Annotated in this window: 13 protein-coding genes and 2 tRNA genes; 4 read left to right on the top strand and 11 right to left on the bottom strand. The window is 53.6% G+C overall.

The genetic code is table 11. The features are described from left to right. Nucleotides 1-44: 44 nt before the first annotated feature. Nucleotides 45-1,220, bottom strand: coding sequence for an NAD(P)/FAD-dependent oxidoreductase (locus R8377_RS01270; RefSeq protein WP_317643158.1), 1,176 nt, complete (start codon nt 1,218-1,220; stop codon nt 45-47). 355 nt (nt 1,221-1,575) lie between these two features. Here R8377_RS01270 and R8377_RS01265 point away from each other — a divergent pair, with 355 nt between their 5' ends. Continuing rightward, nucleotides 1,576-2,031, top strand: a complete 456-nt coding sequence (locus R8377_RS01265; RefSeq protein ID WP_317643157.1) for a hypothetical protein — start codon at nt 1,576-1,578, stop codon at nt 2,029-2,031. 80 nt (nt 2,032-2,111) lie between these two features. On the opposite strand, the gene R8377_RS01260 is transcribed toward R8377_RS01265, so the two are convergent. From R8377_RS01260 to R8377_RS01225, 8 genes are all read right to left on the bottom strand, one after another. Then, on the bottom strand, nt 2,112-2,858 hold the full coding sequence (locus tag R8377_RS01260; protein WP_317643156.1) for a hypothetical protein: 747 nt from the start codon (nt 2,856-2,858) through the stop codon (nt 2,112-2,114). A 100-nt stretch (nt 2,859-2,958) separates the two neighbouring features. Continuing rightward, nucleotides 2,959-3,030, bottom strand: a tRNA-Gln gene (locus tag R8377_RS01255). 44 nt (nt 3,031-3,074) lie between these two features. Then, nucleotides 3,075-3,147, bottom strand: a tRNA-Glu gene (locus R8377_RS01250). Nucleotides 3,148-3,209: 62 nt separating this feature from the next. Next, nucleotides 3,210-4,739, bottom strand: coding sequence for a glutamate--tRNA ligase (gene gltX / locus R8377_RS01245; RefSeq protein WP_317643155.1), 1,530 nt, complete (start codon nt 4,737-4,739; stop codon nt 3,210-3,212). 55 nt (nt 4,740-4,794) lie between these two features. Further along, nucleotides 4,795-5,511 carry an anaerobic ribonucleoside-triphosphate reductase activating protein gene (gene nrdG / locus R8377_RS01240; protein ID WP_317643153.1) on the bottom strand — a complete coding sequence of 239 codons (717 nt, stop codon included), beginning with the start codon at nt 5,509-5,511 and terminating at the stop codon, nt 4,795-4,797. A 153-nt stretch (nt 5,512-5,664) separates the two neighbouring features. Beyond that, nucleotides 5,665-8,076 (bottom strand): anaerobic ribonucleoside-triphosphate reductase, encoded by a 2,412-nt coding sequence (nrdD, locus tag R8377_RS01235; RefSeq protein ID WP_425605008.1) that lies wholly within the window; start codon nt 8,074-8,076, stop codon nt 5,665-5,667. A 391-nt stretch (nt 8,077-8,467) separates the two neighbouring features. Beyond that, a complete protein-coding gene (locus R8377_RS01230) occupies nt 8,468-9,316 on the bottom strand; it encodes an MBL fold metallo-hydrolase (RefSeq protein ID WP_317643152.1) in 849 nt (282 codons plus the stop codon). Nucleotides 9,317-9,380: 64 nt separating this feature from the next. Beyond that, entirely contained in the window at nt 9,381-10,688 is a 1,308-nt protein-coding gene (locus R8377_RS01225; protein ID WP_317643151.1) for an MFS transporter, read from the bottom strand. A gap of 509 nt (nt 10,689-11,197) precedes the next feature. Here R8377_RS01225 and R8377_RS01220 point away from each other — a divergent pair. The 3 genes from R8377_RS01220 to R8377_RS01210 all read left to right on the top strand — a co-directional run bounded on the left by R8377_RS01220 (nt 11,198) and on the right by R8377_RS01210 (nt 14,197). Then, nucleotides 11,198-12,310: an ABC transporter substrate-binding protein gene (locus R8377_RS01220; RefSeq protein WP_425605007.1), complete on the top strand. Its 1,113-nt coding sequence runs from the start codon at nt 11,198-11,200 to the stop codon at nt 12,308-12,310. After that, nucleotides 12,307-13,122, top strand: coding sequence for an ABC transporter permease (locus R8377_RS01215; RefSeq protein WP_317643150.1), 816 nt, complete (start codon nt 12,307-12,309; stop codon nt 13,120-13,122). Before R8377_RS01220 ends, R8377_RS01215 begins: the two co-directional genes overlap by 4 nt. 175 nt (nt 13,123-13,297) lie before the next feature. Continuing rightward, on the top strand, nt 13,298-14,197 hold the full coding sequence (locus tag R8377_RS01210) for a DUF805 domain-containing protein (protein WP_317643148.1): 900 nt from the start codon (nt 13,298-13,300) through the stop codon (nt 14,195-14,197). 98 nt (nt 14,198-14,295) lie between these two features. Here R8377_RS01210 and R8377_RS01205 read toward each other — a convergent pair whose 3' ends face one another. Next, nucleotides 14,296-15,174: a hypothetical protein gene (locus tag R8377_RS01205; RefSeq protein ID WP_317643147.1), complete on the bottom strand. Its 879-nt coding sequence runs from the start codon at nt 15,172-15,174 to the stop codon at nt 14,296-14,298. Nucleotides 15,175-15,245: 71 nt separating this feature from the next. Beyond that, entirely contained in the window at nt 15,246-15,905 is a 660-nt protein-coding gene (locus R8377_RS01200) for a histidine phosphatase family protein (RefSeq protein ID WP_317643146.1), read from the bottom strand. Nucleotides 15,906-16,052 lie beyond the last annotated feature (147 nt).

The following is a 16,052-nucleotide window of genomic DNA, read 5'->3' as shown; positions in this document are numbered from 1 at the left end:
TTCCTTCTCTTTATTTTTGGACTGATTCTTGAGCGAGCCGCCGGCTACCTGCTGGCAAGCATGGCCTTACAATCAGCTAATTCCAACACAGTACGATAGTTAGTAAATTGCTTAACTACTCCTACTGCTAAGCCTTTCAGTTTCATCTGACCCATAATTTCAATTTGAGCCACACCTGAGAAGGGACCTAGGGAACACACGGTCCCTACGCTCTTGAAGGTGAACTTCTGGCTTGGTTGCCCCGCTAAGCGAGCAGCAATGTTCGCAGCTGCACAGTTGGCTTGGGCAATCGAAATCTGAGCGGTAGTTGGGTAGAGGCGGCCGCTTTGCGGATCCGGGACTGCGCTAACATCGCCGATCAGAAACTCTTCAGGGTGGCCTTCTACAGTGAGGTCTTCCTGCACGACTACGCGGTTGCGCTTGGCTGGGTAGCCCGAGGCTGAGATAACTTCGCTGCCACGCACGCCGGTAGTCCAAATAACGGTGTGGCCCGAGAATACTTGATCATTGCTGACCACTTGGCCCGGGCGGATGGAGGTAATAGGCGTTGACGTGTGGAACTCAACGCCCTTCTTACGCAGGTAATTAGTAGCCCAATCAGCCAGGCCGCGCTCAAACATAGGCAGAATACTGTCTGCCGCTTCGATGCAGGAAATCTTGACTTTTTCGAGCGGGAACTTGTACTGCTTGGCCAACTTGGGCATGCGATAGACCAGTTCGCCCAAGTATTCGATGCTAGTGAAGCCGGCTCCACAAACCACAATGCTTAAATCTTGCTCATCCTTGCTGGTTTGGTAGCGGGCCAAGGTCTGCTCAAGATGCTGGCGGGCAGCAACAGCCGTGTTGATATCTACCAGGGGCAGACTGTTCTCTTGCGCGCCCTCAATGCCGAAAGTCTCGGATTCAAAGCCGAGAGCATTGACCAAATAGTCGTATGAGACCGGCTCTTGCTGGGACAGCAAGACTTGGTGCTGGTCGCGATCGATGCGCTGCACTTCGTCGATGATGACTTCGACACCTTTAGGGGCCACGCTCTTGATATCGAATGTGATGTCGCTGGGCTCAAGGGTGCCAGCCGCAACTTGGTGGAGCTGCGTGGCCTCATAATGATAAGTATTCTTATTAATCAGAATAATTCGTTGGTGCGTTTTGGCACTGGCAATCTGCCGGGCTGCCCGTAGACCTGCATACCCGCCACCTAGAACCACAATCGTCTTCATAAACTCCCACCTCTTGCTCACGCTTCGCTGTCGCAGCAATTAGGCACGCACGAGTTACTAGGCTGCGCCACGACAGCGGCAGCCCAGCCACTGTAGATACATCTCTAGTATAGGCGGAAGTGAAGGTATTGAAAAATACGGCTCTCCCGAAACACCGATAATCGAGCTTTAGTGTAATCAATCCCACACTTGCGACGAGAACACGGCAAAAACACCCGAGTTTTATTCATTTGTAAGTATCTGCATAGCACTCAAAATTGCAAGCAACATGCCCACTCGCGCTGGCGATTGATACCATTAACGGTAGGTAATTGCTCAAAGAAGGCAGCAATTTTTAGGGGGAAAGGTGCAATCGATGGACGATTCTGTGCAGCTCTATGGAAGCATGAGTCAGAAAGTGGCCCTCCAACTTACGGTATGTGGGGCAGCGCTGGCTGGGGGCGTTTTACTCTGGTGCTTTATGACCACTTGGAGGTTCGTAGGCATTGCAATCGCAGTTATTGGCGGAGTCTGCGAGTATTTCATCGTTATGCACAACCCCAAAAACACCACTAACCCCGGAAATATTCGCCGCGCCTACGGTTTCAATCCCTCAGAGGTCGAATTCGTGCGCAACAACCAGAATTTTGTGAGCGAAGCCATCAAATTCGCCAGGCCCGGCGAATACCAGATCCGCATTACCAATACCGAGACGGGCGACCCCCGCCTCTTGACTGCGGTCGTCGGCTTAGACCACGCTATGCGGCTCTACGAAGGCGATACGCCCAGCGACTTGAATATCATCATGCCCGCATCTTCCCGCAACTCCTGAGCTGAGTCGCACGAGATGTACCTAGTGCGCCACTTGCTCACTGCTCGCATCTGCGAAAGAGATATAAAACAAGCGGTGCCCTAAGCTCGGACTTGCGAAAAGATTTTCAGATACACGATGGCCTTACCATAGACCAGCCAAGAATAGCCTAAGAGGGCAAACACGGGGAATACGAAGGGCACTGCCACGAAGATGCCTGCCAGCGCAGCGTCAACAAGTAAGAGCAGGCCAAACCATCCCCAAGCACCGGGCGGCGTGGCCCTTACATACTTGAAATACTTGCCAAAGTAGAGGCAATAAGGGCCATACGTTTCGAGCAGGAAAGCCAGTGCCAGACTCGCTAGCGCTAGGGCAACTATCAGCCCGGGATACTTGCTGAAGTCCACGCAGACCCACACGATTGATACAGCAGCAATTGCTATCACTGCAAGGCCAGCATAAACTTTTCCAGTACCGCCCCCACCTGAGAGCATCTTCTGCGCCATTTTGGGCTTGAACTGTTTCCACAGATTCGGGTCTCCACCACGCAGATAGTGGAACATGGCTGCATAATTGGGTTGGCGCACGAGGGGCAGGGTACAGACCATTGCCACGAAGATAGCGCTCGTTATGTTAATCAGAAAGGTCTGCCCGACCATGCGCTTAGACGGCGCGCGCATAGGTAATTTAGGGCAAAATATGCGGCTGGACTGCTCACTACCAGGAGCGTTAGAGGCGCTGTCGAAGCTGGCCCGATTAGCAGGCATATCTGGGGTATCGAGCTGGTCAGCATTATCGCTTGACCAGTCAACTTGGTCAGTCTCGCGCTGCTGAGACCACAACCCCATAAGAATCTCCCCGTACGCCAGACATACCCCAATACCTAACGGCCTGTATACGCAAAAACGGCTCCTCGCAACCGCAAGAAACCGCCATTTACAACAAAAGCTGGGGTACCAGGACTCGAACCTAGAACAGATGAACCAGAATCACCCGTGTTGCCAATTACACCATACCCCAATGGGCTCGTGGCAGCTGCTGAACACAGCTACTACCAGACCTTGTACCTCCAACCGGATTTGAACCGGTGTTGGCGCCGTGAGAGGGCGTAGTCCTAGGCCGCTAGACGATGGAGGCTTACCTATCCGTTGCGCCATGACCCGGTAACGAGTCAAGAACACAACGAATAAGAGTATATGTTAAGCGAGGTGCTGATGCAAGTTATCTAGCCTTCGGAGTGTCGTATCTTTGCCGATTATCTCCATGGATTCAAAGAGCGGCGGCGAGACACGGCGGCCAGAAACAGCTACTCGCACAGGGCCAAAGGCCAAGCGCGGCTTGTAGCCACCATCGTCAACCAAAGCCTTAGTTAAGACTTCATGGAGGTTGTCGGTGGTCCAATCAGCCTCAGCTACCGGCGAAAGTGCCTGGGAAGCCAGCTCCAAAACGGCAGCCGCAGATTCCTTGAGCTGCTTGCGAGCATCGGCCTCAGGCTCCAAGTAATCGTCTTGACTCAGCAGGGAGCCAACCATGCCAGCCACCTCACCCAGCAGGCGGACGCGTGGCTGCACCAAAGGAGCGGCAGCACTCAAGACTTCCCTCTCGCGAGCGCTGAGCTCATTCCAAGCATCGGCAGAAACCAACCCCTCACGCTTCAAATACGGCAGCGAGCGGTTGATGAAGTCTTGCGGCTCAAGCATGCGAATATGCTCAGCATTGATGGCCGTAGCCTTGTCGATGTCGAAGTGAGCAGGGTTGGCCTTCACGTCGCGAATGTCGAAGTGCTCAATGAGCTCGCTTATGGAGAACACGTCGCGATCGGGGCCAATGGACCAACCAAGCAGGGCCAAGTAATTGAGCAGACCCTCAGGAATGAAGCCGTTTTCGCGATGGAGGAAGAGGTTGGACTCAGGATCTCGCTTGGAGAGCTTCTTCTTGCCCTCGCCCATCACGTAAGGCATGTGGCCGAAGAGGGGCATCTCTTTAGCGATACCCAGCTCCATGAGATAGCGGTAGAGGATGACCTGGCGCGGAGTTGAGGACAGCAGGTCTTCGCCGCGCAAGACCACGTTGATGCGCATGAGGGCGTCGTCAACGGGATTGGTCAGCGTGTAGAGCGGGTCGCCGTTGGGGCGCACAATCACGTAATCGGGAACCGACCCGGCCTTGAACTCAATATGTCCGCGAATCAAATCGTCGAAAGCGATGTCTTCGTCGGGCATCTTGATACGCAGGGCGGGCTTGCGACCTTCCGCTTGGAAAGTGGCCTTTTGCTCTTCACTTAAGCTGCGGTCATAGCCATCGTAGCCGAAAGCCTTGGGCCTACCGGCCGCGAGATTACGGGCTTCGATCTCTTCCGAAGTGGAATAGGATTCGTAAGCATAGCCGGCCTCAAGTAGTTTGGCAGCCACATCGCGGTAGATGTCGCCGCGCTCGGACTGGCGGTAGGGAGCGTAAGGGCCACCGACCTCAACGCCCTCATCCCAGTCCAAGCCCAGCCAGCGCAAGGCATCGATAATCTGCTCGTAGCTCTCTTCGGAATCACGGGCGGCATCGGTGTCTTCGATACGGAAGACCATCTTGCCGCCGGAGTGCCGAGCTTGGGCCCAGTTGAAAAGGGCCGTGCGCACCATGCCCACGTGGGGGGTGCCAGTCGGCGAGGGGCAGAACCTGACGCGCAGGTCAGCTGGGAGTTCGGGTTTCGCGGTATTGTCTTGCTCTTGACTCATACCTCTATTGTGCCCCGTTAGCCAGACGTTCTACACAGGGCCCCGAGAGGAGCGCTCAACCGCGGGCTTGCTCTTGCTCGCGTTCTTTGCTGTAGTGCTCAGGAATAAAACGCTTTTGATCGTGGAGCTTAGCCCATATCACTGGCTTACCAGCCTCCAGCGAGCGCGGTACGTCTAGGATACGCTGGTTGGAAGAACCGCGAAATTGCAGGAGAGAGTTCTTCTCAGTCTCAATATATCGCCCGTCCACCAAAATATCTATATACGAGAGCAGTTCGACCTTGTCGGGCGTCTCGCCGGGGCGCATGAGCTCTTCCCAAGTGTAGCCGGTCCAGCACCAGATGTCTTTGCCATGGCCGTATTCCTTGCGGATGCGACGGGCCAAACCTAGGAGCATGGGGGTGTTGAGCAGGGGCTCACCTCCGAGGAAGGTAATGCCCTGCACGTAGGAAGGAGCCAAGTCTTTGATGATTTGGTCTTCAAGTTCGTCGGTGTATGGATGACCGGCTTGAAAATCCCAGATTGAAGCGTTATAGCAGTTTTCGCAGCGGAAGGGGCAGCCGGAAACGTAGATGGAGGAGCGGATACCTTCGCCGTCGGTCATTACTAAGCGCTTGTAGTCAGCCACGATACCCCGACTGAGCTTGCGCCCGTCCCACTGACCTGCCTTGGGATTGTTGGTGAGAGGGCAGGGAATACTTGGGCCGCGTCCACTCTCCCCCGCTGCAAAGTCGCGGTGGGCATTCGCCGTAGCGATAAACCCTTGAGACATAAGTCTTATCCTCTTTCTGAGAATCTGCTAGCAGTCGACACAACCAGACCTGCACTACTCTTACAACTACCTTAGGCATGACAATCGCGGGCTGCCGAAACTCCAGCAAAACCCGCGATTGCCTTATATGTAAGCCCTCAACGGGCTGAGTGTTTACTCTTCGACGTCGTCAAACCACTCTTTGGTGGAGCCATCTTTCAAGACCACATGGCCGGTTTGCCCTTCCATATGCTTGACACGGTGGGCGATTTCCTCGTGTCGGCCGTGAACCATCGGACGCTGGACAGGATTACCCAAGTAACCGCAGGTGCGCTTAGTTACATTGCACTGCTCAGGATCGTCGTTGCCGCACTCAGGGCATTTGAAGCCCTCTTCTGTGGGTGCGAAGTCACCCTCGTAACCACAGACGAAGCAGTGGTCGATGGGCGTATTAGTGCCCAAATAGCCAATGCCAATGTCGTAGGCATAGTCCCAGACCGCTTCTAGGGCCCTAGGATTGGGCTGGAGGGAGGGGAACTCGCAGTAGTTGATGAAACCGCCCGAAGCCAGGTAGGGGAAGTCGCGCTCGTAGGAGAGCTTCTCCATAGGAGTAGGGCGCAACCACACTGGATAGTGGAAGGAGTTGGTGTAGAAGTCATGGTCGGTCACACCGTCGACTTCGCCGAACTTCTCTTGATCCATGCGGCAGAAGCGGTCAGTCAAAGACTCAGCAGGAGTGGAGTAGACCGAATAGTGATAGCCCTCAGCCTTTTCCCACTGCTTGCACAGCTGACTCATACGCCGCACGATGGAAAGAGCAAACTCCTTGCCCTCCGGATTCCAAGTGTGGTCCTGCATCCAATCCTTGCCAAAGAATACCGAGGTGGCTTCGTACAAGCCTATGTATCCCAAGGAAATAGTGGAGCGTGAGTTACGGAAGAGCGTATCAACCGAATCTCCGGGCTTCAAACGGCCAAAAGCACCAAACTGGTAGAGCGTGGGAGCATTGATAGGTGTGGCCTGCTTGCAACGCATGATACGGAATTGCAAGGCGTGATGTGCCACTTCCATACGCTGATCGAAGAGCTTCCAGAAGCGGTCTTGGTCACCACGCGATTCGAGAGCGATACGCGGAACGTTGACTGTGACCACGCCCAAGTTCATACGACCCTCTTCTTCGTCTTCGCCGGTTTCGGGATTAATCCAGCTTTGAAGGAAGGAGCGGCAGCCCATAGGAGCCTTAAAGGATCCGGTAATCTTAATCAGGTTCTCATAGAAGACCACATCTGGATACATACGCTTAGATGAGCATTCGAGCGCCAGCTGCTTCATGTCGTAGTTGGGGTCGCTTTCATCTGCATTCAGGCCATGTTTAATGGTGAAGACCAGCTTGGGGAAGATGGCCGTATGGCGGTCCTTGCCCAATCCACGAATCCGCACTAGGAAGATGGCGCGCTGGATCTCCTTGGCAAACCAAGAAGTGCCTAGGCCAAAGCCGACCGTTACGAAGGGGGTTTGACCGTTGGAGACACGGTTGGAGTTAATCTGATACTCCATAGTTTGCATAGCATCGTAGATGGCCTTGCGGGTCAAAATCTTGGCGTAAATCTGACGCTGGCGCACAATTGCAGGCGCGTCCAAATCAAAGGGAGCGTCCTCTCCCAAGGCTGGACGGTCATCCATGTGTAGCCAGTCAGCTTCGCGAGCCTTCAATCCGCGCACTACTTCCTTAGCAATCTCGATGGGTTCTTCGTCTGGCAAGACAGCTTCAGCCATCTTATAGTTCTTGTCATAGTCAAGACGGGCGTAACGCTCAAGCATCTCGTCGGCGCGATTGACGGTCTGACCGCCGTACTGGGAGCCCGCAATATCTTTAATAATCTGCGTAATCTGCGTGGCCGCAGTACCGATGGACTTTGGGCTATCCATCATGGCATTGCCTAGCTCAAAACCATGCTCAAGCATATCGCCGAAGTCGGGCAGAGAGCAGTTGGTCTCGGCTGTAAAGGGTGAATAGTCAGCATCATGGAAGTGGATGTCGCCCTTGAGGTGGGCATTCGACACATCCTTGGGAAGCATCTTCAGGGCCGAAGCCTTGGAGACTGCACCGGCCAAAAGGTCGCGCTGGGTAGCGTACACATTGGCGTCTTTATTAGCGTTCTCGCGCACTAAAGACTCATCTTTGGAAGTCAGACGATGCACTGCCTCGTTGACATCGGTAGCCTTAGCGCGGGCAATATCGCGGTTGAGGCGATAAGAAGTGTACGCGCGAGCAATATCGTAGTAGTGAGCATTAACCAAAGCATGCTCTACCAAAGTTTGAATGTCTTCGATCTTGACCGGGTTGGTGTAGCGGTCATGAATCTCAGACTGCACAGACAGCGCCATATTGCGGATTTGCTGCTTCATCTTGGGGTCGACTTCGGCATTAACCTCAGCGAATGCAGCTTCGACGGCATGCATGATGTTGATAGGATCAAAATCAACGATTCGACCATCGCGCTTCTCAACGAGAATGCCTTCGACAGTGTCAGGCGCAGCAGTAGCTTTGCTGCTTACCTGATCCATCATCACCTGCGTATCCATATCCGCTGCTCCTTCAGGCAGGTCAGAACCCCTTCTGCACCCGCATAACTACACTCATGTGATTTCCGATTGCTCTATAAGCCTATCACTAAAAAACACAATATCTAGGGCACTAGTCAAATTTCATCACTATATTTAGTTGCAGCGCAGTTTCCAAAATATACAACGAAAGAACACAACAATCTTCTTTTTCCATAATCGGCCCCACTACAAGGAAAGCTCCACATCGAGTTCCCAACAGCACATTTCGACACGCTCAAACACCTCCGACACGCCGTCAGCATGTCTAGACCTCCCCTCACTCAGGCGAACACAGAAAAGCCGACAGCCCCCAACAAGGAACTGCCGGCTCTCAATCCACGAAACTAGCAACAGCTAGCCGAGTGCACTCTCAGAATTGCGTAATCATGCCATCATAGGAAGAGACGAAACCCTCCTTGACCGCGGCTACCTGCATCTGTTCGTAGGTGGTTAGACCATTGTGCGAGAAGTGGTTAGCCACAAAAACTGTGTCTCCATCGGCCATTCCAGACGCAACCATGCGATCGCGAATGTCAAGGTTGTCTTCAAAACTCATATGGACATCTGAATCAACCGGTGCCAAGGCATGCGTACAATCAAGCGAAACATAGTCATACTTAAGCCCCGCCCGCTCCATGTCTTTCCAAGCGGAATCATAAAATGGCGCAGTATCGTGGGCGTAGAGTAGTGATTTCTCCCCGTCTGTAATGCCATAGAAGAGGCAGTCGCCAAAATGATGACCATGACGGGCTTCAAAAGCATAAACCGTGTATTTTTTGCCATTGCCTGCCACAATCTCAACCGACTCCCCCGGATGCATGCAGTGGTAGGTCAGCTTCGAGTAGTCATAGTGCTCTTCCAAGAAGAACGCCCTCTCGTAGAAGCCCTTGACCGTCTCCGAGCCGTACACATCCATGTGAGTAGGATTGTCGTTGGCATACAAATCCATCCGATAAGCCAGATCTTCGCCATAAAAATGGTCGGAATGCCAATGAGTAATAAACAGCTTGGTAATGCTCGGCAAATCGAACTTCTGATTCACAAAATGATGATAGGTATCGCCAGGAAAATCCAGCAAAACCGCATCGTCGACCAGCGCCTGAGACTGAGTCCGAATCTCTTTGCCACCAACCTCAAGCGCACGCTGGCACATCTCGCACTTGCAGAAGATACCCGGAATGCGCTCAGCAGCGGCAGTTCCCAGATGTTGCATTTTCATAACATTCATTCCTTAACTCTGATAGAAACACACACTTGCAATATGACTTACGCCAGTGGGCCACTTAGGCCATAGCAAGCGCCGCGTCCTCTTGCTTACGACGCTGCAAAATCACCCGGTTACCAAGGAAGCAGGCCACGATTCCCACTAGGCTGAAAACGGCCAGCATGGTAAAGATAATTCTGTAGGCGGTCTGGGTGTCGAATTTGTCGATAATGGCGCCGAAGAGCGGGTATGCAAAGAATGATGGGCAATAACCAATGAAGGAGGCAATAGACATAGCCGTAGCCGAAATATCCGCATCAACGCCACTTTCTCCGATGGGCGCATAATAGACTGCACGCAGAGCCACGCAGATGAAAGTGACGCAGCAGCACAGGATCACAACAGGAATCATCAAGTTGGAAGAGTGCGGTGTGACGATAATTGCCACACATACGAGCGCTACCAACACATACAAGAGAATCATCCACTGAGGAGTTGTCTTGAAGCGCTTCGTTGCCAGCACACCCGAAAGTCCGGCAGCAATCAAGCCCATTAAGCCCGAGTTTACGATGCCGAAGATGCCAGCCGCCGCGTCGGAAAGCTTGAAGGAAGCCTGTACGAAGGGTAGGAAGTAGGTGTTAGCAGCTACATAAATGAGATAGGTTGCGGCTGCACCAAAACCGGTGGTCCACACAATCGGCATTTTCATGGCCCGCAGCACCATAGCAGCACCATTGCGTTTAATCTTCGGCTCGCCTTCTTTGCGCTGATCCTGCAAGAAGTCCTTAGGAATGAACTTCAAAACTACGAAGGAGTAGAGCATCATGAATATGGGGTAAACCGTCATCGAAAGACGGGCACCAAACATATTGGAACCGCCAACAGTGAACATAAATAGGGTGAACCACGTTAAGCACAATCCCACACCCGAACGAATACATTCCTGGACACTGAAGGCCGCTGCCTGAGTCTTTTCGGTTGCCAAACCCTTGGTGGACTTTTGAATGGTGGGCCAGTAAATAGCGTCACCAAAGAAGCCGTAAGCCGCGAAGGCGATAATGAGGAACCAGTAAGGCAGGTTAGGCACCAAGCCCAAAATGAGAGCAAAAATTCCATAACCCCAAAGATCGATTGCTATCAGTTTACGAATCGGCAGCAAGTCCTGAAGCCAACCCAGCAGAGCGTAACCGAAAATCTGCACAAATCCGATGAGTCCAAGGAGGAAACCCAGCTGCGCATTCGAGACACCCAGAGCTTGTCTAAAAGGCTCGTAAATCACACTCTTGATACCGGACCACCAGTAGATACAAGTCGAGAAGGTGATGATCAAGAACGTACCGAACTTGGCTTTGTCCATCCCGAGATAGTTGAGTAAAACTTTAAACATGAGTACTCTCTTTATGCAACATTGCCACTTCTACCAACATATTCGGCACCCAACGTAAGCGCTTACTCTCTAAACACATTGCTAGGCTCCTACTCTGTATACAAAATGACAAAACGGCAGGGCTACAGCTCCAGCGCTGCAATAACAGCCCTTTCTTAATCGTATTCCGATTCCCATTAAACGGAATATTTCAACTATATTCTCTTTTTGCTGTAATACGAAACTATCTTTCCATATTGTGGACACGAGCTTTTTTCGTAAGCGATTATTTGCTCTAAGTTTGTAATCTTCGGCAACTCATGGCCCACTCAACGACTTCTGACGAGCACGGCCCCGTGTATACTGTTCGATAGTTCGCGCGGTTGGTGGCAGCAGCCGCGTTTCAAGGATCATATTCAAGCAGGGTGCGCCCATTTGGGGCGTGCGCTGGCGATTCGAGATGTCGCGCGGGCTCCTCACCTTCCCGTCTAGCGGCTCGTATCGCAGGAACGGAAAGTAAGGTGACAACAGTGAGGATTCCCAGCAAGGCGCCAACGAGCGCAGCCCAGCCTTCAATTCCCAGCAGGCGTAAGAACCGCTGGCTGCCTACAATTACCGCAGCAATCTCAGCCGCCGCCCTCACGCTCGGACTCTCTGCCTGCGGCAGCAATGGCGCGACCAGCGAAGCCCGGAGCAACGACGATTCTATCTCCTTTATGCTCGACTGGACCCCTAACACCAACCACGTTGGCATATATGTAGCGCAAGAATTGGGCTATTTCAAGGATGCTGGTGTCTCAGTCAAGATATTACCTACCGCCCAAGCAGGAACCGAAACCTCGGTTGAAAACGGGGTTGCCAATGTGGGTTTTTCTAAGCTGAGTAATTTAGCAGCTTTCAACGCCAAGGGTTCTGACTTGAAGCTCGTCTTTAACCTAGGTCAGCACTCCATCGCCCGCTGGTGCTCCCTAGCTTCGCGCACCGACATCAAGACCCCCAAAGACTTCGATGGCAAGACCTTTGTAAGTTTCGGCTCGGCTGAGCAGACGGCAGTAGTGAAGACCATGATTCGCAACGCCGGCGGCCAGGGCGACTTCAAACGCGCCACTTCCGGTACCAACACCTTCGCCACCCTCACCTCAGGCAAGGGCGATTTCGCAGGTTTCTACGTGACTTGGGAGGGCGTCCAGTCCGAATTAAAAGGGCCAAAACTCAACTGCTTTACCCAATCCGACTGGGGAGTGCCCGGCAACCCCGACCAGACCGGCTTCGCAGTCAAATCCTCTTGGATCAAGGATGAAGCCCATCGCAAGGCGCTTTCCAAGTTTGTGCAGGCCAGCAAGCGCGGCTATGACTGGGCCCTAGCCCACCCTGACAAAGCCGCAGACATCTTGGTCAAGCAAACCCCAACCGCTCACATTGACCCTCAACAGGCCCGCACTTCGATGAAAGACATCGTCAGGGAAGGCTACTGGACTAGCAGACCAGGTCAAACAAGCCTCAGCGGCGCTATCAACATAGACGACGCGCAGACCTATTTGGACTTCCAATACCAAGCTCATTCCTACCAAGATGGCAAAGGACAGCCCCTCAAGCAGGCCCCTCAAGCCAAAGACCTATGGACCGATGAGTACGTCAAATGAGCAAAACTCCAAACCCAAACCGCCTGATAGCTGATTCACCAAGACGACGGCAACAGTGGCGGCGCATCATAGCCCCAGCAATTACTATCGCGGTCCTGCTTGGACTGTGGCAGATTTGGGTTGCGGCAGGTGGCATTTCAGAACGCATACTGCCCTCACCCAGTCAGATTGCGCAAGCCACCGCCGCCACCTGGCCCGAGCTCATGACAGCCAGCGCGATAACGGCAGCAGAAGGCTTCGCCGGCTTCATAGTCGCCAGCGCGGTTGGCTTGCTCATAGGAGTAGGTCTCTATTGCTGGCAGACCCTTCACGATGCCCTCTATCCGCTCATCGCCGCCGCCCAAATGGTACCGCTCATCACCATAGCTCCGCTCTTCATTATTTGGTTTGGCTTCGAACCAGTCGGCAAGGTGGCTATTGTTGCAGTATTTGGCCTCTTCCCCATCGCCATCCAAACCTACCGGGGATTGGCAGCGGTGCCCAGCTTCTACCAAGATGTAGCACTCACCTGTGGAGCCAGCCAAGCTTGGACCCTGTGGCATGTGAAACTGCGCGTCGCCGCCGGGCAGATTTTCTCCGGTTTGCGCATCTCGGCCGCTTACGTCTTTGCTACTGCCTCGACGGCCGAATATTTGGGAGCCCAGAACGGCTTAGGCATTTGGCTTCAGTCAGCTTTTAACTCATTCCAAACTCCGCTCATCTTCTCGGCAACACTCGTGATAGTAGTACTCACAGCGGTTCTCCTAGGACTCATTGCGGCCGTCGAACACTGTACTATTGACAGTAATGAGGAGTCCTCATTTCTTAGATGAAACGGGCAACTGACCAGCAAGCCAGCGGGCACACAGTCTGTGTCCTAGCTAACATAGCAACTTTCGTTACCCTTCCCCACACATTTCTGTCATAATTGTAAGCATGCACTTCGCATGAAAACGTCAAAGCGAGGGCAAGAGAGCGGCCTCAAAGGGGCGCGGAGGGAAGGATAATATGACATCATTCGACAAAGATTCACAGTCCACTGGGGAACAGGGAAATCAGGACGGCGCGGGTCAGACGCCCGCTTTCGGACAGCCCCAATCTGAGCAGCCAGTTCAGCCAGTGCAAGCTGCACAGCCCCAGTACGGCCAGCAGCAGTATGGTCAGTCTCCACAGGCCCAGCAACCACAGCAAGCTCAGCCACAGTATGGGCAGAATGCTCCGGTGCAGAGCTACGGTCAGCCACAATACGGCCAGCAAGCTCAGCCACAGCAGCCACAGTTCACCCAACAGGGCCAATTCATGGGAGGCCAGCCATCAGTTCCCCAAGTCCCTCCCACATATAGCGGCGAACTGGGTGCCAATGGTCAGCCCGCTTTCAACCAGCCTTGGTACGGCATCTCCTTCGGCGCTGCAGTAAAGCGGTTCTTCACCAAGTATGTCGACTTCACTGGCCGCGCTTCCAAGGGCGAGTTCTGGTGGCCCGTGCTCATGATCGCTCTGGTAGACATAATCTTAAACATCATCACCAGCCCGATGGGAACCGTGGGCGATTACATTGGTTATGTTTGGCGCCTAGCCATCGTGCTGCCCATGCTAGCAGTGACCACGCGCCGCATTCACGACAGCAACACCGCAGGCTGGTGGACTATCCTGCCCGCCGTCCTCACCTACGGTGGCTTGGGAATTATGTACAGCACCATCAACAGCTTGGATCCAGACATTTTGATGTACCAAGACACGAGTGCCATCGATGAATCTACTCTGATGACCATTGGCTGGGGTGTTATTGCTGCATGCGCAGGCCTGATTATCTGGCTGGTCTTTGGCGTACGTCAGTCCAATCCGCTGGGCACCCGCTTTGACAAGCAGTCCCAAGATCAGGGCCAAAATCCAAACCCCATGCAGTAAGCAATAGCGGCCAGCAGCTGGTTTTCCCACCAACTCGCTGACCACTTGATGCGCACTAGTTGCGCTATGTAGACCCGAATAGGCTTCGCCCCGCAGCTCTAGAGTTCGACGGGCGGCTTATTTGGGTCTTCTGGTATATGGGCAAACTTAGCCATAAGCGCTTCACGACTCTTGCGCTCGTCCTCTTCCTTGGCCTTGCGCTGAGCCTCGTCTGGATCCCAGAGCACGTCGACCTTGTGCTGCTCCCACTCACTTTGTATCGAAGGGGCCATTGCGAGCGCAGCCTCCTGTAAGCCATCGCTTCCCTGAGCCAGACGTAACAACTCACTCAGCTGGTCATTTCCCACATAGTAGCGGGGAATCTCTAAGCGCTCGTTGAGTTCATTAGCTAACAACAAGACAGGCAAGGCCTTTCGTTCGCTCCCCTCTTGCAGGTCAAGTGCTTGAGCCATCTGATACACCGTTTCCATCGATATAGCCAAGCGCTGGGCTACAACAGTCGGTTCTGCACTGGCTTCAATCTCACCGTTGCGAGGGCACACGGCAGCGATTGCACTCTCAACCACTTGCTCAGCTGCATCCGTTTCTTGCTCGCTCCAGCCAGCATCGCAGTATTGAACTGCTGCCCGTACTTGAGCAAAGTCGCAGCTGCGCGAATATCCAGCCATAGTATCGCAAGCGTCGTTGGCAGCCAGTAAGGCATCTACTATCTCTTGGGGACGGCCAGGAATCTCGTCGGCCCCCTCATAGACGAACTCAGCATCGGGAATAGTGACATCTAGGCCGGTCATGACTCTAGCCATGACCCGTGTAATGCGTACCTGCAAGTTTTCGCCATACTTAGCATCGTTGTCGAGCTGGGTGGCATCAGTGAGCGGCCACAGACTGATGAGCGCCGTTCCTGCCTGACCTGCCTGCTCAATCGCAGACACTCCTGCTAACTGCTCAGCCAGCTGCTTATTAAATTCACCCATCATCTGCCCTCCTTGGCCTTGGCGTGCGCGGCAGTGCCGTTTACCCTACTTGCCATCATAAGCCATCGGGAACGCTACTGAACCCCACTTGCCGGGTTTGCATATGTGATGCCGAGCACGTTTTTACTCTCAACATCGAAGGTAATGGAAGTGACGGATGCCAGAGCGGTATGACGCAGGAGCATATTGTGCTCAGGTTTGCCCGTCTCCAGCAGTCGGCGGAAGGCCCATATAGGCGATTCGTGGCTGACTGCGATGATTTGCTGGCCCGGGTAGCGCTCAACTTGCTCGTAAGCAAAGTCACGCATGCGCTCAGCGATGGCCCGGTAAGACTCGCCCCAGCTAGGTTCCATCAGATTGCTCATGAGCGACCAGTTAGCAGGCTGGAGGGCCATGAGCGGCCAACGGTCCTTGCGCTGCCCCCTAAATTCGTTGCCCGCCTCGATGAGTCGCTCGTCACTCATGAGTTCCAGGGGTTTGCGACCCTGGCTCTTGCGCATCTGGTTCATACCATCGGCAATAATCTGCGCTGTTTCCTGGGCGCGTTCGAGGGGCGAAGCGTAGACGGCGACAACAGCTTGAGTTGCGGGATTGAGGGCCATAAACCGCGCCGTTGCTGCTGCCATTCTTGCCCCTTGCTCACTCAAGTGGAAGTCCGGCAGGCGCTCGTAGAGCAGGTGGTCTGGGTTGTAGACCTTGCCGTGGCGGACAAAATGAATAGTAGTTGCTGGCAAAATTTAATCTCCTCGATATTTGTTAGCGCTCACAGAAATCTAATTTTTCTGCGTGTCGTCAACTCGTTCCACTAAAGTTTTACACGGATTGCCAGTGGCCACAAGTCGCGTCCCAATCTGCCGAAATTCCACAAGCACTCACCCTGT

The sequence above is a fragment of the Bombiscardovia apis genome (genome assembly GCF_033095945.1).
Classification (GTDB): Bacteria; Actinomycetota; Actinomycetes; order Actinomycetales; family Bifidobacteriaceae; genus Bombiscardovia; species Bombiscardovia apis.
The sequence above is the reverse complement of the archived record's forward strand: the minus strand, read 5'-3'. Positions and strand labels throughout refer to the sequence as shown.